The 23,190-nt window shown below is 63.9% G+C and carries 17 protein-coding genes; 14 read left to right on the top strand and 3 right to left on the bottom strand.

Translation table 11 applies throughout. The features are described 5' to 3' along the window. Positions 1 to 32: 32 nt before the first annotated feature. From arsB to QE393_RS13505, 7 genes are all read left to right on the top strand, one after another. A complete protein-coding gene (gene arsB / locus QE393_RS13475; protein ID WP_273807875.1) occupies positions 33 to 1,118 on the top strand; it encodes an ACR3 family arsenite efflux transporter in 1,086 nt (361 codons plus the stop codon). After that, positions 1,115 to 1,540, top strand: a complete 426-nt coding sequence (arsC, locus tag QE393_RS13480; RefSeq protein WP_310044000.1) for an arsenate reductase (glutaredoxin) — start codon at positions 1,115 to 1,117, stop codon at positions 1,538 to 1,540. The genes arsB and arsC overlap by 4 nt, the downstream gene beginning before the upstream one ends. An 11-nt stretch (positions 1,541 to 1,551) precedes the next feature. After that, positions 1,552 to 2,724: a chromate efflux transporter gene (chrA, locus tag QE393_RS13485; protein WP_273807877.1), complete on the top strand. Its 1,173-nt coding sequence runs from the start codon at positions 1,552 to 1,554 to the stop codon at positions 2,722 to 2,724. A 177-nt stretch (positions 2,725 to 2,901) separates the two neighbouring features. Next, positions 2,902 to 4,155 (top strand): hypothetical protein, encoded by a 1,254-nt coding sequence (locus QE393_RS13490; RefSeq protein WP_310044004.1) that lies wholly within the window; start codon positions 2,902 to 2,904, stop codon positions 4,153 to 4,155. Positions 4,156 to 4,313: 158 nt separating this feature from the next. Beyond that, complete coding sequence (locus tag QE393_RS13495; RefSeq protein ID WP_273807879.1) at positions 4,314 to 4,991, top strand: type 1 glutamine amidotransferase domain-containing protein; 678 nt, start codon at positions 4,314 to 4,316, stop codon at positions 4,989 to 4,991. 248 nt (positions 4,992 to 5,239) lie between these two features. Then, the gene (locus QE393_RS13500) at positions 5,240 to 7,186 is read left to right on the top strand and encodes an EAL domain-containing protein (RefSeq protein WP_310044006.1); all 1,947 of its coding nucleotides are present in this window, start codon (positions 5,240 to 5,242) and stop codon (positions 7,184 to 7,186) included. 563 nt (positions 7,187 to 7,749) lie between these two features. Then, complete coding sequence (locus QE393_RS13505; RefSeq protein ID WP_310044008.1) at positions 7,750 to 9,057, top strand: hypothetical protein; 1,308 nt, start codon at positions 7,750 to 7,752, stop codon at positions 9,055 to 9,057. Between the two features lie 272 nt (positions 9,058 to 9,329). Here the strand turns inward: QE393_RS13505 and QE393_RS13510 are convergent, their stop codons facing one another. From QE393_RS13510 to guaB, 3 genes are all read right to left on the bottom strand, one after another. Beyond that, positions 9,330 to 10,328: a TIR domain-containing protein gene (locus QE393_RS13510; protein ID WP_310044011.1), complete on the bottom strand. Its 999-nt coding sequence runs from the start codon at positions 10,326 to 10,328 to the stop codon at positions 9,330 to 9,332. 682 nt (positions 10,329 to 11,010) lie between these two features. Continuing rightward, complete coding sequence (gene guaA, locus QE393_RS13515; protein WP_133862639.1) at positions 11,011 to 12,588, bottom strand: glutamine-hydrolyzing GMP synthase; 1,578 nt, start codon at positions 12,586 to 12,588, stop codon at positions 11,011 to 11,013. Positions 12,589 to 12,675: 87 nt separating this feature from the next. Then, on the bottom strand, positions 12,676 to 14,145 hold the full coding sequence (guaB, locus tag QE393_RS13520) for an IMP dehydrogenase (RefSeq protein WP_273807887.1): 1,470 nt from the start codon (positions 14,143 to 14,145) through the stop codon (positions 12,676 to 12,678). A gap of 165 nt (positions 14,146 to 14,310) precedes the next feature. On the opposite strand from guaB, the gene QE393_RS13525 reads away from it, so the two are divergent. The 7 genes from QE393_RS13525 (at position 14,311) to QE393_RS13555 (ending at position 23,062) form a co-directional block, all read left to right on the top strand. Next, complete coding sequence (locus QE393_RS13525; protein WP_273807888.1) at positions 14,311 to 16,431, top strand: TonB-dependent siderophore receptor; 2,121 nt, start codon at positions 14,311 to 14,313, stop codon at positions 16,429 to 16,431. Positions 16,432 to 16,663: 232 nt separating this feature from the next. Beyond that, entirely contained in the window at positions 16,664 to 17,914 is a 1,251-nt protein-coding gene (locus QE393_RS13530) for a hypothetical protein (RefSeq protein ID WP_273807889.1), read from the top strand. 249 nt (positions 17,915 to 18,163) lie between these two features. Then, the gene (locus QE393_RS13535) at positions 18,164 to 19,108 is read left to right on the top strand and encodes an iron-siderophore ABC transporter substrate-binding protein (protein ID WP_273807890.1); all 945 of its coding nucleotides are present in this window, start codon (positions 18,164 to 18,166) and stop codon (positions 19,106 to 19,108) included. Between the two features lie 59 nt (positions 19,109 to 19,167). Further along, the gene (locus QE393_RS13540) at positions 19,168 to 20,145 is read left to right on the top strand and encodes a FecCD family ABC transporter permease (RefSeq protein WP_405046301.1); all 978 of its coding nucleotides are present in this window, start codon (positions 19,168 to 19,170) and stop codon (positions 20,143 to 20,145) included. Further along, positions 20,142 to 21,155, top strand: coding sequence for an iron chelate uptake ABC transporter family permease subunit (locus tag QE393_RS13545; RefSeq protein WP_310044016.1), 1,014 nt, complete (start codon positions 20,142 to 20,144; stop codon positions 21,153 to 21,155). Before QE393_RS13540 ends, QE393_RS13545 begins: the two co-directional genes overlap by 4 nt. Then, the gene (locus QE393_RS13550; protein WP_310044019.1) at positions 21,137 to 21,943 is read left to right on the top strand and encodes an ABC transporter ATP-binding protein; all 807 of its coding nucleotides are present in this window, start codon (positions 21,137 to 21,139) and stop codon (positions 21,941 to 21,943) included. Before QE393_RS13545 ends, QE393_RS13550 begins: the two co-directional genes overlap by 19 nt. A gap of 147 nt (positions 21,944 to 22,090) precedes the next feature. Further along, positions 22,091 to 23,062, top strand: a complete 972-nt coding sequence (locus QE393_RS13555; protein ID WP_273807895.1) for a D-2-hydroxyacid dehydrogenase family protein — start codon at positions 22,091 to 22,093, stop codon at positions 23,060 to 23,062. The last annotated feature ends 128 nt before the right edge of the window (positions 23,063 to 23,190 follow it).

A 23,190-nucleotide genomic window follows, 5' to 3' on the forward strand; every position in this document is an offset into this window, starting at 1 on the left:
CCTCCACCGCCAACCACAAGACCAGGCCCGCCATGCACAGTCCCCCCGCCTGCCCTCCGGCAGCACCCGCCATGAACACCTTCGAGCGTTACCTCAGCCTCTGGGTCGCGCTCTGCATCCTCGCCGGCATCGCCCTCGGCCAGCTGGCACCGGGGCTGTTCCGCTGCATCGGCCGGATCGAGGTGGCCCAGGTCAATCTGCCGGTCGGCCTGCTGATCTGGGTCATGATCGTACCCATGCTGCTCAAGGTGGATTTCAGCGCCCTCGGCCAGGTACGCCAGCACTGGCGCGGGATCGGCGTCACCCTGTTCGTCAACTGGGCGGTCAAGCCCTTCTCCATGGCCCTGCTCGCCTGGCTGTTCATTCGGGAGCTGTTCGCGCCCTGGTTGCCGACGGAGCAGCTGGACAGCTACATCGCCGGGCTCATCCTGCTGGCAGCGGCGCCCTGCACCGCCATGGTCTTCGTCTGGAGTCGACTCACCCAGGGCGATCCGCTGTTCACCCTGTCTCAGGTCGCGCTGAACGACACCCTCATGGTCTTCGCCTTCGCCCCCATCGTCGGCCTGTTGCTGGGCCTGTCGTCGATCACGGTGCCCTGGGCCACGCTGCTGCTCTCGGTGGTCCTCTACCTGGTACTGCCGGTGATCCTCGCCCAGCTCTGGCGGCGGGCGCTGCTGCGCCAGGGTCAGGCCGCCTTCGACCGCACCCTGGCCCGTCTGGGCCCTCTCTCGATGGCCGCCCTGCTGGCCACCCTGGTGCTGCTGTTCGCCTTCCAGGGCGAGGCCATCCTGGCGCAGCCGCTGGTGATCGCCCTGCTGGCCGTGCCTATCCTGATCCAGGTGCTGTTCAATTCGGCCCTGGCCTACTGGCTGAATCGCCTGGTGGGCGAGAGCCACAGCGTGGCCTGTCCCTCGGCGCTGATCGGCGCCAGCAACTTCTTCGAACTGGCGGTGGCCGCCGCCATCAGCCTGTTCGGCTTCCACTCGGGCGCCGCCCTGGCTACCGTGGTGGGCGTTCTTATCGAGGTACCGCTGATGCTGCTGGTCGTGCGCCTGGTGAACGGCTCGCGTGGCTGGTACGAACGGGGTGCCCCTTCCCACCATCGAGACCGTCCATGAACAGCGCCATCACGATCTATCACAACCCCGCCTGCGGCACCTCACGCAACGTGCTGGGCCTGATTCGCAACACCGGCGTCGAGCCGACGGTCATCCACTACCTGGAAACTCCACCCGACCGGGCGCAGCTGGAGCGGCTGATCGCCGACCTGGACATGCCGGTGCGCGAGCTGCTGCGTCAGAAGGGTACGCCCTACGCCGAGCTGGGCCTGGACGATCCGCAGCTGGATGACGCGGCCCTGATCGCCGCCATGCTGCAGCATCCCCTGCTGATCAATCGACCGATCGTGGTGACCCCCCTGGGTACCCGCCTCTGCCGGCCCTCGGAACGGGTACTCGATATTCTGCCCGAGCCGCAGCGCGGTCCCTTCGTCAAGGAAGATGGCGAGGTAGTAATTCCCTCTGCGGCGCCGCGCGGCTGATCGGGGCCGCCATGCGTGACATCGCCCGCGATAAGGACAGCGCCTGGCAGGTCTTCCTGATCTTCCTGCGCCTTGGCTGCACCAGCTTTGGCGGCCCCATCGCCCACCTCGGCTACTTCCGCCAGGCCTTCGTCACGCGGCGCCAGTGGCTGGACGAAGCCGCCTATGCCGAGCTGGTCGCGCTCTGCCAGCTGCTGCCCGGTCCGACCAGCAGCCAGGTCGGCATGGCCCTGGGCCTGGGGCGCGCCGGCGGCTGGGGCCTGCTGGCGGCCTGGCTCGGCTTCACCCTGCCCTCCGCCCTGCTGCTGATCCTGTTCGCCCTGGGCCTTGCCCACTTTCCGGGATTGGCCGACTCGGGCGCGGTGCATGGCCTCAAGGTCTTCGCCGTGGCGGTTGTGGCCCAGGCGGTCTGGAGTATGGGCCGCAGCCTGTGCCCGGATACGCCGCGTCGCCTCCTGGCGCTGGTTGCCGCCGGCCTGGCGCTCTGGCTGCCCGGTTCGGCGGGGCAACTGCTGGGGCTGGGCCTGGCCGCCCTGGTCGGACGTCTCGCCCTGGCGCCCGCTGCCACGCCGCCGGCCCTGGGCCTGCGAACCGGACTCTCCCGGCGGCTGGGGGTCGGCGCGCTGCTGCTGTTCCTGCTGCCGCTATTGCTGTTGCCCGCCTGGGGCCCGCTGGCCGGGGGTGTCTACCGAGCGGGGGCCCTGGTCTTCGGTGGCGGCCATGTGGTGCTGCCGCTGCTGCAGACCGTGGTGGTGCCCAGCGGCCTGGTCAGCGAGGGCCAGGTCATGGCCGGCTACGGCCTGGCCCAGGCGGTGCCCGGTCCGTTGTTCACCTTCGCCGCCTACCTGGGTGCCCTGGTGCCCGCCACCGTGCCCGCCTGGCTCAATGGCCTGCTCTGGACCCTGATCTTTCTGCCCGGCGCGCTCATCCTGCTCGCCGCCCTGCCCTTCTGGCAGACCCTGCGGAACCACCCCGGCTGGCAACGCGCGCTGACCGGCCTCAACGCCGGCGTGGTCGGCCTGCTGCTGGCGGCGCTCTACGATCCGGTCTGGACGGGAGGCATCCGCGGCCCACTGGACGTTGCTCTGGCCGCACTGGCCCTGGCGCTGCTCCTGAGCACCCGCTGGTCGCCCGTCCTGATCGCGCTATTGGTCGTTCTGGCCGCGTGGTTGTTGAACTTTTAGCGCACTACCGTTTAGCGGCGTGCCACTAGTGGCCCGATGAAATTGCGGCGTGGTTCGCTGTAGCTCCGTGGAAAGCTAGGCACTGTCGGCGTGACGTTCGGCTGTATGAAACGTCTTGCCCTGCGCGAGAACGTGTCCAGCGAGCGCTCGGCCTGACATGCATTAAGGATGACCGCCATGACCTACAAGAATCCCCTGGACACCACCGCCCCCCTGTTCACCGCTGCCCTTGCCAAGGCGCCCCTGGTTGCCGCGCCCGCAAAGGCTGCCGGCACCTCTGACGGCGTCACCTACTACGCCTTCCAGAGCCAGCCCCGGCTCACCCTCGACATCAATACCGCGCCCGAATACGTCGGCTTCGCCAAGACCTTCGACGCCAAGGGCCCGCACTATACGGCTGGTTCGACCCTGAACGAACTGACCCTGACCGGTCATTGGGAAGACCAGATCCTTCGCCTCGACGGTCACACCCGCGGTGCCACTGCCAGTGACAGCACCCTGGATTCGAGCATCGCCAAGCTGACCGTCAGCCTCACCGACGTGCCGACCAATCAGTTCAATGAAGGCGATCTGATCACCCTGGACCACTTCGATGGCCTGCAGACCTTCGACGGCTCCACCTCCACGGCCGGCCTGTCGATCGACTTCCTGCATGGTTACACCGCAGGCGCGGACTACACCTATGCCAGCCAGAGCGCATTCCTCAAAAGCGTGACCACCGGCAGCGGCGGCGATCTGATCCAGGTCAGCACCCGTACCGCCCCGGAACTCGAGCACGTGGCGGCGTTGAGCAACTCGCGGGTCAAGGCCATCACCGTCGATACCGGCGCAGGCGGCGACCAGATCGGTGCCCACATCCAGCAAGCTGATATGGTCATCAATGCCGGCGCCGGCAGTGACTTCGTCGACATCCTGATCACCGAAGGCGTGGCCGCGCACAATGCCACCCTGCGAGGTAACTACGGCCATGGCGCCACCGTCACCCTGGGTGAAGGCCGTGACACCCTGAGCCTGCTCAACCCCACCCTGGCCAACTTCGATGGCGGCAGCAGCGCCGCCGCCAACCGTGCGCTGGCGGCCAACCATGTGACGGTCACCGACTTCAAGGCGAGCGAAGACAACATTATCTTTGGCTTCGCAATTACCGACCCCAAGGCCGTGGTGACCGTCCAGGATTCAGCCCTGACCAACGCCCACAGCCTGTACGCCGCGCTCAATATCGTCACTCAATCGACCACCGGGCTGGTCAATGCCGCGGTCTTCCACTACGGCCAGGACACCTATGTCTTCCGTGACTCCGGCTACGAAGGCCAGGTCGATAACCTGGACTCCCTGGTCCAGCTGATCGGCGTCCATAACCTCGATGATGTCGCCAGCACCGTGGCGGCCCGTGAACGCTATGAACCCGGTGGCACCCTCGGCTGGGCCTGATAGCCCCTGAGCCGCACGGCTTGCCGCCCAGAGCGATCAACCGGGCGGCTCGCCGGCTGCTTATGTGCGGTATTCGTGGCTTGCCGAAGAAGTCGGGCACTCACGGCAGGAACCCAGGGTCTGTCTAGCGATACCCTTTCGAACACGAGGAACGCGCGATGAAGATCCTGATGGTCCTGACCTCCCATGACCAGCTCGGCGACACCGGCAAGAAAACCGGCTTCTGGCTGGAAGAATTCGCTGCTCCCTACTACGTCTTCAAGGACGCCGGCGCCGAGATCACCCTGGCCTCCCCCGCCGGTGGCCAACCGCCGCTGGACCCCAAGAGCGACGCCGCCGACGCCCAGACCGAGTCCACCGAACGCTTCAAGAACGATCCCGAGGCGCAGCAGGCCCTGGCCAACACCGTCAAGCTCGCCGAGGTGCAGGCCGACGACTACGACAGCGTCTTCTATCCCGGCGGCCATGGCCCGCTCTGGGACCTCGCCGAATCCCGCGATTCCATCGCCCTGCTCGAAGCCTTCGCCCAGGCCAACAAGCCCTTCGCCCTGGTCTGCCACGCCCCCGGCGTGCTGCGCCACGTCAAGGCCGCCGATGGCACCCCGCTGGTCAAGGGCCGCACCGTCACTGGCTTCACCAACAGCGAAGAAGCCGGCGTGCAACTCACCGACGTGGTGCCCTTCCTGGTGGAAGACGAGCTGAAGAAACTCGGCGCCCGCTACGAGAAGGGCCCGGACTGGGGCGAGTTCGTGGTCGAGGACGGCAACCTGGTCACCGGCCAGAATCCGGCCAGCTCGGAAGCCGCGGCGGACGCCTTGCTGACCAAGCTGGGTTAAGAGCTAAGCACCTGAAAAAGCCCGCCAACCGGCGGGCTTTTTACTGCGCCCCGTCAACGCCTGCACACGGCTGTTTTCCGCGCTGCACCCCTGCCCTGCTGCCCAAGTGCCACTAGTCGCAAAGACTGCAGAAATCCCGGCGCCTGCCGACAGCCTCTCATGAGCGCAGCCTTAACCCTGCTCCGCCCAGGCTGGAAAGGATATTCCGTGCAATCGATTACCTGGTCGTATTTTCAGAGCCTTGCCCGATGAAGAGACTCCTGCTCGGCGTGCGTGCCCTGATGTCGGTGCCCAAGGACAATCCTGGCCTGGTCAAGGCGCAATACCTCGCGCTGTCGCGCCAGCTGCCGATGATGTACTTCATCCTGCTGACCAACACCCTGATGCTGGCCGGCACCCACTACGCCGTCGCGCCACGCTGGCTGGTGCTCTACTGCCCGCTGGTCATGACGCTGTTCGGCGTAGTCCGCGCGGCCGAATGGGTCCGCACGCGCAATCAGCCGCGCAGTCCGACGCAGATGCTCAGGGCCCTGAAGCGCACCAACCGGCTGGCGCCCATCGTGGCCTCGGCCTTCACCGCCTGGGCGCTGGCGCTGTTTCCCTATGGCGACAGCTATACCCAGGCGCATGTGGGCTTCTACATGGCGATCACCGTGATCGGCTGCATCTTCTGCATGATGCACCTGCTGCCCGCGGCCCTGGCCACCACCGCCGTGGTCAACACGGCCTTCGTGGTGTTCTTCGCCTCCACCACCATCAGCACCTTCGTGGCCACGGCGATCGACGTCCTGCTGGTGTCCATCGCCATGCTGGTCATCCTCAAGGCGCAGTACGGCGACTTCACCCGCCTGGTGAACATGCAGGCGCAGACGGCGAAACTCAGCGAGGAGAACCTCAAGCTGGCCAATCAGGACAGCCTGACCGGCCTCGCTAATCGACGACAGTTCTTTGCCCGCCTCGATACGCTACTGGCCGACGCGCGTGCCCAGGGGACCCGTCTGGCCGTGGGCCTGATCGACCTGGACGGCTTCAAGCCGGTCAACGACCTCTATGGCCACAGCGTGGGTGACCGGCTGCTCCATCAGGTCGGCCAACGCCTGAGCAGGCTGCTGGGCGAAGACGTCCACCTGGCCCGCCTGGGCGGCGATGAATTCAGCCTGATCATCACCGGGGTCTTGAACGATGAGCAGCTGCGCGCGTTTGGCGAAAGGGTCTGCGCCAGCCTGCGCGAGCCCTTCCTGCTGGTGGACCTGCCCATCCAGATCAGTGGCTCGCTGGGTCTTGCGACCTTTCCCGACCAGGCCTTTTCTGCCACGGATGTCTATGAACACGCCGACTACGCCCTGTACCAGAGCAAGCGTCACCGGCCCGGCACGGCCTGCCTGTTCAGCACCGCCCATCGTCAGCAACTCAATCGCGAGGGCCTGACCGAACAGGCCCTGCGCCGGGCCGACCTGGAGCGCGAATTCTACATGGTCTTCCAGCCCATCGTGGACATCCACAGCAAGCAGACCGTGGCCTTCGAGGCCCTGGCCCGCTGGGAAAGCCCGGAGCTGGGCAACGTCCCGCCGGGTGATTTCATCTCCACCGCCGAGCGCGTCGGCATGGTCAATAGACTCACCCTGCCGCTGCTGAACAAGGCGCTGAACACGGCCGCCCGCTGGCCTGCAGGCATCCGCCTGGCCTTCAACCTCTCCGCCCACGACTGTGCCTCCGAAGAAGCCGCCCAGCAGATCGTCGAACTGATCAAGCGCAGCCCGTTCGACCCGGCCTGCCTGGATCTCGAAATCACCGAAACCGCCGCCATCCAGGACCTGCCCCAGACCCAGCGCGCCATCAGCCGCTTTCGCGAGCTGGGCTGCGGCATTTCCCTCGACGACTTCGGCACCGGCTACTCCAGCCTGAGCCAGATCCACGCCCTACCCCTGACCAAACTCAAGGTGGACCGCACCTTCGTCACCAACCTTCACCTCGACCCGGCCAGCTTCAAGATCGTCAAATCCCTGATCGCCCTGTGCCAGGACATGCAGCTGGAATGCATCGTGGAAGGGGTGGAGACGGCTGCGGAACTGGGTGCGCTGAAGAATCTTGGTTGTACGAGGGCGCAGGGTTATCTGTTCGCCAAGCCGATGCGGGCGAGTGAGATTAGGGGTTGGTTGGAGGGGGAGCAGTTGGAGAAGGTGTTGGCGGTTTGACTCGTAGGGGGGGTATCAGGTGCGACGCGAGCTCTTGTCCAAGCAGCGATCTCTCGCTTAGACGCGTCCGCTCACACCTGTAATCCCGTAACACCTTGCCCTGCCTGGGTTTACGTAGGTGCTCGTGCCATTTCATTCAGAAGCTTGAAGAAGTTTAGCTTAGGCCGGTAAGTATGGGCTTGACCCTGCACTCCTGAAGCCTGCGGAAAGCCGACATAGACATACTTGCTTGCGCGACACGCTTGGCCCGTCGGGCCTAGAACATGAATACCGTGATGTGATCATTCCGTGCCTGCAGGCGGCCAAAAGAGGACGTCGACAAGCGACCGCTACCGACCCAAGGCTGCCGTTGGCGGTGGGCAGCTACCGGCCATAAGCAGACGGCCATCAGTCCGACCTCTAGATAGGCTCAAAACATCAAGAGGGGCTGGCCACTGAGTTGGTAAAAAGTGCCTATAAGGTCATGCATTACCCGCAAGAGGTCATACCAGCTATGCCCAACAAGTATTCGGATGATTCGCTGCTTCCTACCTCGAAACTAATTTGTATTTAAGGATTTGCCCATGCCTGGATTTTCCCTAGAAGGATTCGCTGACGATATTTTTGCGGCCAAAACAAAGGAATATTTCAGAGAGGTTCTTTCTTCATACCAAAACGAGAATTACCGCTCTTCCGTAGTGATGCTCTGGTCAGTAGCAGTATGTGATATTATTTATAAGCTCGAATACCTAATTGATGTGTACAGGGACGCAACGGCTACCGAGATAATAAATGAGATGACTCGAATTCAGGCTCAAGAGCCATTTTCTTCTGCCTGGGAAATAAAGCTAATTGAGGACACGTTCTCCAAGACACGGCTACTTGACGCTCCAGAATACGAAAACCTCAAGTTTCTACAAAAGCAGCGACACCTCTCTGCGCATCCGGTTTTGACTCAAGAGCGTGAGCTCCACGCGCCGAACCGAGAAACAGTCAGATCCCTACTTCGTAATACACTGGAAGGCTTACTCATTAAGCCTCCCTTCTACACCCAGCACATCCTGAATGAAATGCTCGCAGATCTTGCAGAACATCGAGATGCACTTAACGATCGTCATAAGGTAAAGGCTTATGTGGAAAGCCGGTACCTGCGGCGGTTCAAGCCTACAGTCGAAACGTCAATCTTTAAATCTTTGTGGAAACTCACCTTTAAGCTTGAAAATGCTGAATGTAATGCGAACAGAAGGATTAATCTGGACGTACTTGAAGCGATCAGCGATCGGCAAGCAGGTCGTCTGGAGGAGATCATCAGGGCTGAGCAGGAATACTTCAGCAACGTTGCCGCTGATGGTGCGCCGTTGAGATTCTTTGTTTACTACTTATCCAAGCATCCAACATTACATGCTTTATTATCCGATGCGGCAAAGCTACGTGTTCAACATGGAATTGCGACTGACTCCGCCGCAAAAATTGCCAGTTGGTTTGTGAAGACTGAATTGTCCGATCACTTCGCAGACCTACTGCAATGGATCGAAAGTGACGACTACCCGCGCCTCGATGACGAACAACTGAAGGTCATGGTAGAAATTGAGGACTCACCCGAGTGGCAGCAATGGGCGTGTAAGCTCTTGGGGGCTTATTATGGGGCGAGCGCGGGTTTCAACAGTGCTGATGTTCGATTTGCTAGTGCGATTGAGCCATACTTGCACCTTTTCGACGAAGACGCGCTTATATTCACGCTAGAGCGAGTTGAGCGAAACCGTCAGACGTACGGGCGTGGCTCTGCACGTATTGATCATATGGGCGTCAAGAGCCGTCTATTAGCTATAAATCATGATTTTGATTTCACACCTTACCCGAATTTTTCTCGTAGACTTGATGCCGAGGAGTGAGTAGGTAAATTTTCGCATAAAGCTCGGCTTTGCATTTTCAAGGCCCCTTTTGAATGCCGCTTTCGGCCGATTGCAGCCCGTTACCACCGGCTGAAATCGGCCAAAAAAGGAAACAGCAACTCTTTCGTAGTGTTACTAGGGGAATGCGCGGATCAAGTTATCCTGATCTAGTCTTAAGTCGCTAAATTCATTTCTGGATGCGATTGTGATATCTAGGATCTCACTCTCTAGTGCATTTTGTATCCTCTTGGGGCTGCTTCAAGGAAATTCCTCTAGCGATCGTAACGCGGCCGAACAAACTGTATCAAAGATGTTCTCCCCTTAATATAAATTACGCGAACCTCCATAACTACTCCATTTGAATCTTCAAGCTCAAATGGTTCATCCACCTTGAAGGTAGCAGGTTGCTTCTCGCCATTGTTGATGGCAATGTTTTCTGCATACAAATACGTTCTGTTGCTTGTATCAAGAATCGGATTAAGCCGACCTTCAAGCCCAGGTATGTATCCGGTGCTGTGACAAATTACCGAGCCCGTGTTTTCAGTAGCTGCGAGGGCTACCTGAATGTTTTCCGCTGGATCCCAGGAAGAGATCAACGCAGCAGGGAAATCAGGGTGTGCCACGAGCAACTGATATCGACGGCGAGTGGGGATTGTTAGTGTGACTTTGCCGTTGGAGTCTGTTTGCCCGCTCTTCGTGGTGTCATTGTCTGCAATGGCCACGACGGTAGCTGAGGCTACCGTAGCACCGGAGGATGAAATCACCGATACGCTGGGTATCTGGGGATCAATGCGTGGGATTGTTGTAGTGGCAAAGAGCGCTTTGCGAATCGACTCAGAAGGTAATGTTCTGCCACTATTGATAAGCTTCTTATGAATCACTTCAACAAATTTTTCTGGAGAACGACCAAGGAGTGAGATGTATCCTGTTGTTGGCAAAATACCTGATATCTCTGTTTCATCGAAACGGGCTGGAAGTATATATTCCTGGCTTTCTTGGAAAGCCCTAGCCTGCATGGCTTTTCGTTCATGGCTCGTCCATAGCTTTTTGGCATAATGCTCAGATATGAACATTATCGTATACAAGGCCTTGTTCATGTAGATATCAGATAAATAGTCGTAGAGATTCTTACCCCAGAGATTATCCTCTTCAAATTTATCGTAAAAAACTTTCACACCAGAGTCCCGCAAAAGGTTAGCCACCTGGTCGACATAACCACGATCTTCTCCCGCAAATGAGAGGGCAATATCAAATTCACGTTGATCCGACATAACCTGGTCCTTTATAAAATTCTATGTGCAGGCGGCGACGCTCTGAGTTTTGCGCAAGACTATCGCATGCCTTAAAGGCCATTACTACGCTATCATCTGAGTCGTCCCTGGTTTCGTAGACACCTCCGATCCATCTCTCCAAGAAACTGCCGCTAGCCGATTTTTGTGGGTCGCCAAAGCCGTTAGCCGATCTCCGCCGACGGCAGCTATGGGTCGTTAGCGGTCAGTCATGAATGACTGCTTTCGTCCCTGAGCCGCGTGTGCGACCGGTCACGTCAAATGCCAACGGCTACTCAGCACCTATGCAAATTGTTCCGATAGAGGGCAATTTCTTCCTCAAGCGACTAGCCGGAATGAAGGGCAGCCACGCAACCTACCCAATAGCTTTCCCAGGTTGGCTGAGCGTCCATTCAACAATCACATCGGCCCAATCCTGCTACATTGCACGACGCTGATCCCGCCACGACCTAGTTGTAAACGGTGCGCGAGTCCCCTCTGCTGGCGAGCTAGCTATTTCTCGATCCAGTCGGAGTCGTAACCCACCCCGTGCGAACGCTGCTGGCCGTGCGGCGCCAGTCGTGGAGACCGCCAGGATTCACCCTCATCAAAAAGCCAAAAGCCCGCAATTACGCGGGCTTTGGGCTTTTTCTGCTAGACGTACCGGTCTATACCGGCCGCGGGATCACTCCCACTCAATCGTCGCCGGCGGCTTGCTCGAGACGTCGTAGGTGACGCGGGAGATGCCGTCGATTTCGTTGATGATGCGGTTGGAGACCTTTTCCAGCAGCTCGTAGGGCAGATGGGCCCAGCGGGCGGTCATGAAGTCGATGGTTTCCACCGCGCGCAGGGCGACGACCCAGGCGTAGCGGCGGCCGTCGCCGACCACGCCGACGGATTTCACCGGCTGAAAGACGACGAAGGCCTGGCTGACCTTGTGGTACCAGTCGGCCTTGCGCAGTTCGCTGATGAAGATGTCGTCGGCGCGGCGCAGCAGGTCGGCGTATTCCTTCTTCACTTCGCCGAGGATGCGCACGCCCAGGCCCGGGCCCGGGAAGGGATGGCGGTAGACCATGTCGTAGGGCAGGCCCAGCTCCAGACCGATCTTGCGCACCTCGTCCTTGAACAGTTCGCGCAGCGGCTCGACCAGCTTGAGGTTCATCTCCTCGGGCAGGCCGCCGACGTTGTGGTGGGACTTGATGACGTGGGCCTTGCCGGTCTTGGCGCCGGCCGACTCGATGACGTCGGGGTAGATGGTGCCCTGGGCCAGGAACTTGATGTTGTCGAGCTTGCTGGCTTCGGCGTCGAAGACGTCGATGAAGGTGCGGCCGATGATCTTGCGCTTCTTCTCTGGGTCGGCTTCGCCTTCCAGGTTGGTCAGGAAGCGCTGCTCGGAGTTGGAGCGGATCACCTTGACGCCCATGTTCTCGGCGAACATGGCCATCACCTGGTCACCTTCGTGCAGGCGCAAGAGGCCGTTGTCGACGAAGACGCAGGTCAGCTGGTCGCCGATGGCCTTGTGCAGCAGGGCCGCGACCACCGAGGAGTCGACGCCGCCGGAGAGGCCCAGCAGCACGTTGGCGCTGCCGACCTGGGCGCGCACCTGGGCGATGGCGTCCTCGACGATGTTGGCCGGGGTCCAGAGGGCCTCGCAGCCGCAGATGTCCTTGAGGAAGCGCGAGAGGATCCGCCCGCCCTGCTTGGTGTGGGTCACCTCGGGGTGGAACTGCACGCCGTACCAGCCGCGCTCGTCGTCGCCCATGGCGGCGATGGCGCAGCTGGGGGTGCTGGCGACGATGTGGAAGCCTTCCGGCAGCTTGCCGACCTTGTCGCCATGGCTCATCCAGACGTCCAGGCCGAGTACGCCGTCGTCGTCGAGGTGGTCCTGGATGCCTTCGAGCAGGCGACTCTTGCCGACCACGTCGACCTTGGCATAACCGAATTCACGGATGTTGGAGCCTTCGACCTTGCCGCCGAGCTGCTCGGCCATGGTCTGCATGCCGTAGCAGATGCCGAACAGGGGCACGCCCAGGTCGAACACCGCCTTGGGTGCGCGCGGGCTGCCAGCCTCATGGACCGACTCGGGGCCACCGGCGAGGATGATGCCGCGCGGAGCGAAGGCACGAATGTCGGCGTCGTCCATGTCGAAGGGGTGCAGCTCGCAATAGACGCCCAGTTCGCGCACGCGGCGGGCGATGAGCTGGGTGTACTGGGAGCCGAAGTCGAGGATGAGGATGCGGTGGGCGTGGATGTCTTGGGACATGGCCAGGTCTCGATAGCGCTAGGTTCAGACGATTCGGGGCTGTCTAGACAGCCCCGAATCGCAACGATAAGAACGACAGATCAGGAATCAGCTAACGCGGTAGTTAGGTGCTTCCTTGGTGATCTGCACGTCGTGGACGTGGGATTCGGCCATGCCGGCGCCGGTGATGCGCACGAACTGCGGCTTGGTGCGCATCTGCTCGACGGTGGCGCAACCGGTGTAGCCCATGGAGGCACGCAGGCCGCCCATCAGCTGGTGGATGATCGCCGCCAGCGGGCCCTTGTAGGGGACGCGGCCTTCGATGCCCTCGGGGACCAGCTTCTCGGCGCCGGAGGCGGAGTCCTGGAAGTAGCGGTCGCTGGAGCCCTGGGTCTGGGACATGGCGCCCAGGGAGCCCATGCCGCGGTAGGACTTATAGGAGCGGCCCTGGAACAGCTCGACCTCGCCCGGGGCCTCTTCGGTACCGGCGAACATGGAGCCCATCATCACGCAGTAGCCACCGGCGACGATGGCCTTGGACAGGTCACCGGAGAAGCGGATGCCGCCGTCGGCGATCAGCGGGACGCCGGTGCCTTCGAGAGCGGCGGCGACGTTGGCGATGGCGGAGATCTGCGGCACGCCGACACCGGCGACGATGCGGGTGGTGCAGATGGAGCCCGGGCCGATACCGACCTTGACCGCGTCGGCGCCGGCGTCAGCCAGAGCCTTGGCGGCTTCGGCGGTGGCGATGTTGCCGCCGATGACCTGGACCTGCGGATAGGTCTCCTTGACCCAGCGCACGCGCTCGATCACGCCCTTGGAGTGACCGTGGGCGGTGTCGACCACGATGACGTCGACGCCAGCGGCGACCAGGGCGGCCACGCGCTCGGGGGTCTCGGCGCCGGTACCGACGGCTGCGCCGACGCGCAGGCTACCGGCGTCGTCCTTGCTGGCGTTGGGGTAGGCCTTGGCCTTTTCGATGTCCTTGACGGTCATCATGCCCTTGAGGGCGAAGGCTTCGTCGACGATCAGCACCTTCTCGATGCGGTGCTTGTGCAGCAGCTCGCGGACTTCCTGCTTGTCGGCGCCTTCGCGCACGGTGACCAGGCGATCCTTGGGGGTCATGACTTCGCGCACCGGCACGTCGAGACGGGTTTCGAAGCGCACGTCGCGGGAGGTGACGATACCGACCAGGTCACGACCGGACAGCACAGGAACACCGGAGATGTTGTGCATACGGGTCAGGTCGAACAGGTCGCGCACGCTGGCGTCGGCGTCGATGGTGATGGGGTCCTTCACCACGCCGGCCTCGAAGCGCTTGACCTTGCGGACTTCCGCGGCCTGCTGCTCGACGGTCATGTTCTTGTGGATGATGCCGATGCCGCCTTCCTGGGCCATGGCGATGGCCAGACGGGACTCGGTCACGGTGTCCATGGCGGCGGACACCAGGGGAATGTTCAGCTCGATGCCACGGGTCAGGCGGGTCTTGAGACTGACGTCTTTCGGCAGGACATCCGAATAGCCGGGGATGAGGAGAACGTCGTCGAACGTCAGGGCTTCTTGGCTGATGCGCAGCATGGCGGGCGCTCCCGGGCGGGAAAATTTAGGAGCGCGACATTATACCTGCGCTTGGGGATGGGCGGCAACGGACCTGGACACCAACGGTAAGAGGATTCGATTTACGTGAGAATGACTATCAACATAGAATCGCCGCCACTTTCCCCGCCCCTCTCGAGATCACCCTTGAACACGCCGCCCAGAGCCCTTCGCCGTTTTGCGCCCTTCGCCTTCAGCACCCTGGCCCTGGCGACCAGTTCGGGCCTCCTGGCCGCGGAAAACGCCAGCCTCGCCCCCATGGACATTTCCGCCACCGCTACGGAGGCCGACCAGGGCTATCGCGCGACCCGGGCCTCGACCGCGAGCAAGAGCGATGTGCCGATCAAGGAAGAGGCGCAGTCGGTGCAGACCGTGACTCCGCAGCTGATCCAGGACTACGAGGTGCGGACCCTGGACGATGCCTCGAAATTCGTCAGCGGCGTGACCCAGAGCAACACCCTGGCCGGGACCAAGGATGCCTTCGTCAAACGCGGCTTCGGCACCAACGCCGACGGCTCCATCTTCCGCGACGGGGTGCGCTCGAATCTGTCGCATAACTTCGACGCCACCGCCGAGCGTGTGGAAGTCCTGAAGGGCCCCGCCTCTCTGCTTTATGGCGCCCTGGAGCCCGGCGGCCTGATCAACGTGGTCAGCAAACAACCGCAGTATCAACAGCGCACCACTTTGAGCGGCTCGGCCTACAGCGAAGGCGGCGGCAATCTCGGCGTCGACACCACCGGTCCCCTGGGCGACAGCGGCTTCGCCTATCGGCTGATCGCCGAACGGCAGAGCGAGGACTACTGGCGCAACTACGGGGTGGATCAGCACACCCTGGTGGCGCCGTCGCTGTCCTGGACCGGCGAGCGCGCCAGCCTGACCCTGGCCTATTCCTACAATGATTACACCGGCCCGGTGGATCGGGGGACGGTGTTCGTCAATGGGCATCCCAGCAGCGCCAGCTACGACAAGCGCCTCGACGAGAAATGGGCCCAGACCAAAGGCATCACCGAGACGGCCAGTGCTCGTTTCGAGTACCAGCTCAGTGACGACTGGAAGACGCGGCTGATCTACGCCTGGAACAATGACAGGTACAGCCTGGACTTCGCTCAGCCAGCCTCTCTAGCCGCCAATGGCAACCTGCTGCGGGCGGCCAATGGCGCCCACTACGACTACGAGACCCAGTACACCAGTTGGGACTTCATCGGCAGTCAGGAAGTGTTTGGCCAACGTCATGAGCTGCTGGTAGGCATTGACCACGAAGAAAACAGCCAGTACCGCGGCAAGACCTATCGCAACACCAACACGCGGCGAAACATCAATATCAATGCGCCCGTCTATGGCAACCTGGCGCCGCCGAGCGATCTCAGTCCGACGCAGAGCAACCAGGATAGCGACCTCGACTCGACCTCCCTGTACTTCAAGGACAACTGGCACCTCAACGACCGCTGGATCCTGGTCCTCGGCGGGCGCTATCAGCAGTTCGACCAGTACGCGGCTCAGGGTTTGGCACCCCATGTGGTCAACCTGGACAAGCGCGATCACGCAGTGACACCACTGGCCGGACTGGTATTCAAGGCCACCGACGATCTATCGCTGTATGGCAATTACAGCCGCTCGTTCGTCCCCAACACCACGGTGGACGACCTGGGTACTACTTTCGATCCCGAAGAAGGCCGCAGCTTCGAGGTAGGCGCCAAGTATGACCTGGCGCCGGGGCTGAACCTGAACGTCGCGCTCTATGACATCGAGAAAAAGAACGTGGTCACCACTCGTACCGAGCGCGGCCTGACTATTGGCGAAGCCGCCGGCAAGGTTGGCTCACGAGGCGTGGAGGTGGATCTCACCGGTCGCCTGGCCGAGCGCTGGGACATGATCGCCACCTATGCCTACAACAAGACCAAGGTGCTGGATGACCCCAGCAATGAGGGTAATCGTCTGACCCAGGCACCCGAGCACATGGGCAGCCTGTACCTGACCCATCACCTGCAAATGCCCTCGAACCTGGGCGACTGGCGTCTGGGCGGCGGCGCCCGCTACGTCGGCGAGCGCGCCGGCGATGCGGCCAACAGCTTCTACATGAGCAGCTACACCGTGGCCGACGCCTTCCTGCGCTGGGACCTGCCGGTGACCGGCTACCAGACCCGACTGCAGCTCAACGTCGACAACCTGTTCGACAAGCAGTACTACCCATCGAGCGCCAACAGCCCGCTGCAGGTCGCGGTGGGCGAGCCGCGGACGGCGCGGTTGAGTGCCAGCGTGAGCTTTTGATCTAAAGGATACGCGTACCTCTTAGCCCTCAGCGTGCGAAAACCGGCCGAGGGCTGAAAGGTACGATCCCCTCTTCCGGCACCGTCCTTCAGCGCCAACGAATGAGGCATGGTTCACTGACGGGGCGTGGAAAGGCAGGCACTGTCCAGCCCACGTTCGTTTGTTCAAGTCGTTTGCTCCCCTGAGCAAGTTCAGCGAGCGCTCAACCTGACTTTCACCAAGGATGAACGCCATGACTGCCAAGCAACATCCGCTAGACGCTGACCAGACCCTCTCCAATCCATCCGCCGCCTTTGCCAGGGCAGCCCAGGCCGCCGTACCCGCCACGCCGGCCGGTACCTTCGACGGCGTCAGCTACTACGCGTTCCAGAACCAGCCGCGCCTTACCCTCGACATCAACGCCGCCGCGGCAAAGGTCGGTTTCGCCAAGACCTTCGACGCCAACGGCCCGCACTACACGGCAGGCTCGACGTTGAATGAAGTGAGCCTCATCGGTCACTACGAAGAGCAACGAACCCTCCTGGATGGCCATACCCGCGGCACCACACCGGGAGACACCTCGCTGGATTCCAGCATTGCCAAGCTGACCGTCAGCCTCACCGATGTGCCCACCAATGACCTCAACCTGTGGTCTCACGTCGACCTGAGCAACTTCGACGGGCTGCAGACGTTCGACGGCTCCCAGTCCACCGTCGGCCTGTTCATCGACCTGACCAATGCCTACAGAAGCGATGGCCCCGACGTGCGTAGCGAGAGCGCCTTTCTCAAGACGGTAACGACTGGCAGCGCGGGCGATTTTCTCTATGTCAGCACCATCGCCGCAGCGGAGTTGGACAGCGTCGCCGCGCTCGGCAATTCCAGGGTGAAGCCGTTGACGATAGACACGGGTGCCGGTGGGGACGATATATCGGCTTACATCCAGCAGGCCGATATGGTCATCAACGCCGGTGCGGGTGGAGACTCCATCGACCTGTCCATCGAAAAGGGCGTCGCGGCGCACAATGCCACCGTAAGGGGCAACTACGGTCACGGCGCTACCATCACCCTGGGTGAAGGCCGGGACTACCTCATCGTCGACACCCTGGGCAACGGCACGTTGGCCAACTTCGATGGCAGCAGCAGCGCCGCCGCCAATCGCTCTCTGGCGGCCAACCACGTCACGATTACCGACTACCAGGCCAGTGAAGACCAGCTCATCTTCGGTTTTTCGATCCAGAAACCCGAGGCGGTCACCACGGTGGCGGATGCGGCCCTGAAGGGCGCCAACAGCCTGTACGGCGCACTGCAACAGGTGGCGCAATCCATGGCCTACAACGAGCGTGCCGCGGTCTTTCACTATGGCTCGGACACCTACGTTCTGCATAACGTGGGCGATACCGGTCAGATCGACGCCGCCGATTCGCTGATCCAACTGGTGGGCATCCAGGATCTGCAGGACGTGGCCGGTACGGTGTCCGCCGGTCCGCGCGGCATAGGCAGCTAGGGCCCGGCACCCGGCCGCGGGATCCCTGCCTGCCCAGACGTTGGGGTCCCGTGGCTTTCGCGCGATCTGGCGGCTCGGAACAATGGAGGCGACAGCACCGCCGAGAGCGGGCGAAGAAAATCGCCCTGAGCCAGAAAGAGGCAATGGACAGCGGATGTCAGCCAGGTGCTGATGCTCTATCCTAGCCGCCCCGCCACGGGGCCTCGGCCCGCCTGGCGTGCCTCTTTCCGTCTTCAGCCAGTCACCCTCATGCTCGATCGTCGCGCCTTTCTCCAGCTCGCCACCGGTACCGTCCTGCTCGCCGGCCTGTCCGGTCGGGTGTTCGCGCGTGCAGCGGTCGTCGATGGCGACTTTCCGCGGCAGGTGGAGCATGTGGTGGGCAGCACCCTGATCCCGCGCCAACCCCAGCGGGTGGCCGTGATCTCCACCGGCCAGCTGGACGCCGCCCTGAGCCTGGGCGTGATCCCGGCGGGCACCACCCGTGTGGACAATCGCGAACTGGCGCCCGGCTATCTGCGCACCGCCCTCGCCAGCCGCGCGCAGGAGCTGGAGGCCATGGTCGATCTGGGCAGTCGCCAGGCGCCGGATCTGGAAGCCCTGGCACGCCTGGCGCCGGATCTGATCGTGCTCAATCGCACCGTGCTCAAGGCCGGCGGGCTGGAGCTGTTCTCGCGCATCGCCCCCACGGTGGTGGCGCGCGGCACCGGCGGCAACTGGCGACCGGATTTCCTGCTGCTGGCCGATGCCCTGGGCCGCCGGCAGCAGGCCGAGCGACTGCTGGCGGACCTGGATCTTGAGCTGGCCGGCCTGGCGCAGCGCTTCGGCGCCCAGCCGCCCTCCGCCTCCCTGCTGTTTTCCAGCGGCGCGCGACTGCGCCTGATGGGCGCGGATTCCTTTGCCGGCGGCCTGCTGCAGGCCATGGGCATGACCCGTCCGGCGGCGCAGCGCTTCAAGGGCACCTCGCGGGACGTCAGCGCCGAGTTGCTGGACCTGGCCGACGCCGACTGGCTGTTCTATGCCGAGCAGGGCACCGCCCTGGCCAGCCTGGCGCGACAGCCGCTGTGGCCTCGACTCACTGCGGTGAGCAATTCCCGAGCCATCCGCGTGGACACCGACGCCTTCTATCTCAACGCCGGCCCCCTCGCGGCCCGCCAGGTGATCGGCACGGTCGCCGGCGCCCTGGGGGTGACATGACCCAGCCAGCCCGCCCCGCGCCCCTTGCGCAACGAGCATCCGCGGCCCGCGGCGGCCTGGTGCTGGTCCTGCTGCTGATCGTCCTGGCGCTGGCGGTGGTGGCGAGTCTGGGCATAGGGGCGCGGTCGCTGTCGGCGGCGCAGATCCTGCACCTGCTCGTCGCGCCCGATGACTCCACCGACGCCGTGGTGCTCTGGGAACTGCGCCTGCCGCGCACCCTGCTCGGGCTGCTGGTGGGCGCGGCCCTGGGCCTGGCCGGTGCCCTGATGCAGGCGCTGACGCGCAATCCGCTGGCCGATCCCGGGTTGCTGGGGATCAATGCCGGGGCGGCCTTCGCCGTGGTGGCCGGGCTGTCGCTGGTGGGGCTGGACGACGCCCCGATGCGCCTGACCTGTGCCCTGCTGGGAGCGGCCCTGGCCGCCGGCCTGGTCTATCTGCTCGGTGGCAGCGCCCCGGCCCGTGGTCAGCCCATACGGTTGATCCTGGCCGGCATCGCCCTCAGTGCCAGTCTCAACGCCTGCACCGGCATCATCACCCTGTTCGACAGCGCGGTGTTCGACAGCTACCGATTCTGGGCGGTGGGCGCCCTGAGCGGCCAGACGCCGGGTGGCGCCCTCGGCATCCTGCCGCTGCTGCTGATCGGCCTGCTGCTGGGCCTGCCCCTGGGCGGCCGCCTCAATGCCCTGGCCCTGGGCGACGACCTCGGTCGCGCCCTCGGCGCCCGACCCGGGCAACTGCGGCTGCTCGCCTTCGTCGCCATCGTGCTGCTCTGTGGCGCCGCCACCGCGGTGGCGGGCCCCATCGGCTTTCTCGGCCTGGTGGTGCCTCACGCCCTGCGCCTGCTGGTGGGCGCCGACTGGCGCTGGATCCTGGCCCTGGCGCCGCTGGCCGGTGCCAACCTGCTGTTACTGGCCGACACCCTGGGCCGCCGCGTGGCGCTGCCGGGAGAGCTGGAGGCGGGAATCGTCTGCGCCCTGCTCGGTACCCCGGTGCTGCTCGCGCTGATCATCCGTTCCGCCCGCCGGGTGCGCCCTTGAGTCGTCATCGTTTCGCCCCCCGCCGCTCGGCACGCTTCAAGGCCTGCCTATTGCTGCTTCTGCTGGCGGCCATCGGCATCTGCGCCCTGACCCTCACCGGCGGCGCCTTCGCCCCGGCGCCGCACCGGGTGGCGGTCACCCTGCTCGGTCGGGGCGATGCCCTGGCCAGCCTGATCCTGCTGGAGCTGCGCCTGCCGCGACTGCTGGCGGCCTTTGGCGTCGGCGCGGCCCTGGGCGCCAGTGGCGCCATCTTCCAGCGGCTGGCGCGCAATCCCCTTGCCAGTCCGGATCTGGTGGGCTTCACCGTCGGCTCGGCCAGTGGTGCCCTGATCACCCTGCTCTGGCTGCAACTGGGGGGCGCGGCGCTGATGCTGGGCGCTCTCAGCGGCGGGCTGCTGGCCGCGGTACTGGTGGCCGGCCTCGCGGCCCTGGCGGGGATCCGCGGCGAGCGGATGATCCTGCTCGGCATCGCCGTCAGCGCCCTGCTCGCCTCGCTCAACGAATACCTGCTGACCCGCGCCGAGCTGGATGAAGCCCAGGAGGCCCGGCTCTGGCTGTTCGGCAGCCTGGACATGCTGACCTGGAGTCGCACCCTGACCCTGCTCGCCGGCTGCCTGCTGCTCCTGCCGCTGGCCGCCTGGCTGGCGCGGCGGCTGCGCCTGCTGGAGCTGGGCGACGACCTGGCCAGGGCCCTGGGCCTGGCCGTGCTGCCCAGCCAGAATCTGCTGCTGGCCGTCGCCGTGGCCCTGGCCGCCCTGGCCATCGCCACCGCCGGCCCCATCGGCTTCGTCGCCCTGGCGGCGCCCCAGCTGGCCCGCCGCCTGACCCGCAGCACCGATCTCGGCATCCTCGCCCCCGCCCTGCTCGGCGCCTGCCTCACCGCCCTGGCCGACCTACTGGCGCAGCGGCTGCTGGCGCCCTTCCAGATTCCGGTCGGGTTGCTCACCGGCGCCCTGGGCGGCCTCTATCTGATCTTCCTGCTGAGCCGCGAATGGCGGCGGACCTCATGAGTCAAGACGCCCCTTCCAGTCGCCTCGCCGCCCACCGTCTCACCGTGGGCTACGGCGGCCAGCCGATCTGCGCCGACCTCGATGTGCGCCTGCCCGACGGCCGCTTCACCGTCATCATCGGCCCCAACGGCTGCGGCAAATCGACCCTGCTGCGCAGCCTGGCGCGGCTGATCCGTCCCAGCGCCGGCGAGGTACGCCTGGACGGCCGGCTGATCCAGGACCTACCGACCCGTGAGGTGGCCCGGCGCATCGGCCTGCTGCCGCAAAGCGCGGTGGCGCCGGACGACATCCTGGTCAGCGACCTGGTGGCGCGCGGGCGCCATCCCCATCGCCAGGCCTTCGCCGGCTGGACGGAGGCCGACGAACGCGCGGTGCAGCACGCCCTGGAAGCCACCAACACCCTGGCGTTGGCCGAGCGGGCGGTGGACAGCCTCTCCGGCGGCCAGCGCCAGCGGGTCTGGATCGCCCTGGCGCTGGCCCAGGAGACCCCGCTGCTGCTGCTCGACGAGCCCACCACCTTTCTCGACATCGCCCACCAGGTGGAGCTGATGGAGCTGCTCTGCCGCCTCAATCGGGAGGGTGGCCGCACCCTGGTGGCGGTACTGCACGACCTCAACCAGGCCTGTCGCTACGCCGACCACATCATCGCCCTGCGCGCCGGTCGCATCCTCGCCGAGGGCCGGCCGGCGGAGATCGTCACCCCCGAGCTGATCGAGGCGCTGTACGGCCTCAAGTGCGCGGTGATCGAGAATCCCCTGGCGGGTACGCCGCTGGTGATTCCCTACTAGGAAACGAACCCCGGAAAACGCTGCGCGGTTTTCCAGGCTACGCGTAGGGTGGACAACGGCGCAGCCTTGTCCACCACCCCGCTTCATGCTTGTCGGACGACGTTGCAAGTGCTCCACTGGCCGTCCAGAACAACAACGGAGCCCGCCATGCATATCGTCATCCCCGACGACTACCAGCACGTCGTCGAAACCCTGGATTGCTACCCTCTGCTCCAGCGCGCCGGGCATCAGGTGACGCTCTATCACGACGCCGAGCGTGACCCCAAGGTGCTGGTGGAGCGCTTCCGCGATGCCGATGCGCTGGTGCTGACCCGCGAGCGGACCCGGATCGACGCCGAGTTGCTGGCGCACCTGCCGCGCCTCAAGCTGATCAGCCAGACCGGCAAGGCCACCGCCCACCTCGATGTGGCCGCCTGCACCCACCGGGGGATAGCGGTCTGCGAGGGCAGCGGCTCGCCGGTCTCCACCGCCGAGCTGACCTGGACGCTGATCCTCATGGCCCGGCGCAAGCTCAAGCCGGCCATCGATGCCCTCTATACCGGACGCTGGCAGGTCAACCTGGGCGAGCGGCTGGACGGGCAGCTCCTTGGCATCTGGGGCTACGGCAGGATCGGCCAGCGCCTGGCGCGCTACGGCCAGGCCTTCGGCATGCCGGTGCTGGTCTGGGGCAGCGAGGCCTCGCGCGCGCGCGCCGAAACCGACGGCCATCGCGCGGCGACCAGCCAGGAGGCCTTCTTCGCCGAGGCCGATGTCATCAGCCTGCATCTGAGATACAGCGAGCGCAGCCGTGGTTGCGTGCGCGCCGAGGACCTGGCGCGGATGAAGAAGAGCGCGCTGCTGGTCAACACCGCCCGCGCCGGCCTGATCGAACCCGGCGCCCTGCTCACCGCGCTGGAACAAGGTCATCCCGGCCAGGCGGCGCTGGATGTCTTCGAGCAGGAGCCGGTGGCGCCGGACGATCCCCTGCTGGCCCATCCCCAGGTGCTCTGCACCCCGCACCTGGGGTACGTGGAAAAGCACAGCTACGAACTCTATTTCGGCGAGGCCTTCGCCAACCTGGTGGGTTTCTTCGCCGGCGAACCGACCGGCCTGGCCAATCCGGAGGTGTCGGGGCGGTAGGCTTGGGGGCGCGTGGATCGCGTGGATAAGGCTGCGCCGTTATCCACCCTACGCGGCCTTCCGTTGGGCTTCGACGATGGAGCCGGCTCAACCTAACCTATCACTCGGCACCTGGCTCGACCGTAGGT

Origin of the sequence: Pseudomonas sp. SORGH_AS_0211 (genome assembly GCF_031453455.1) — a bacterium.
GTDB classification, from domain to species: domain Bacteria; phylum Pseudomonadota; class Gammaproteobacteria; order Pseudomonadales; family Pseudomonadaceae; genus Chryseomonas; species Chryseomonas aestiva.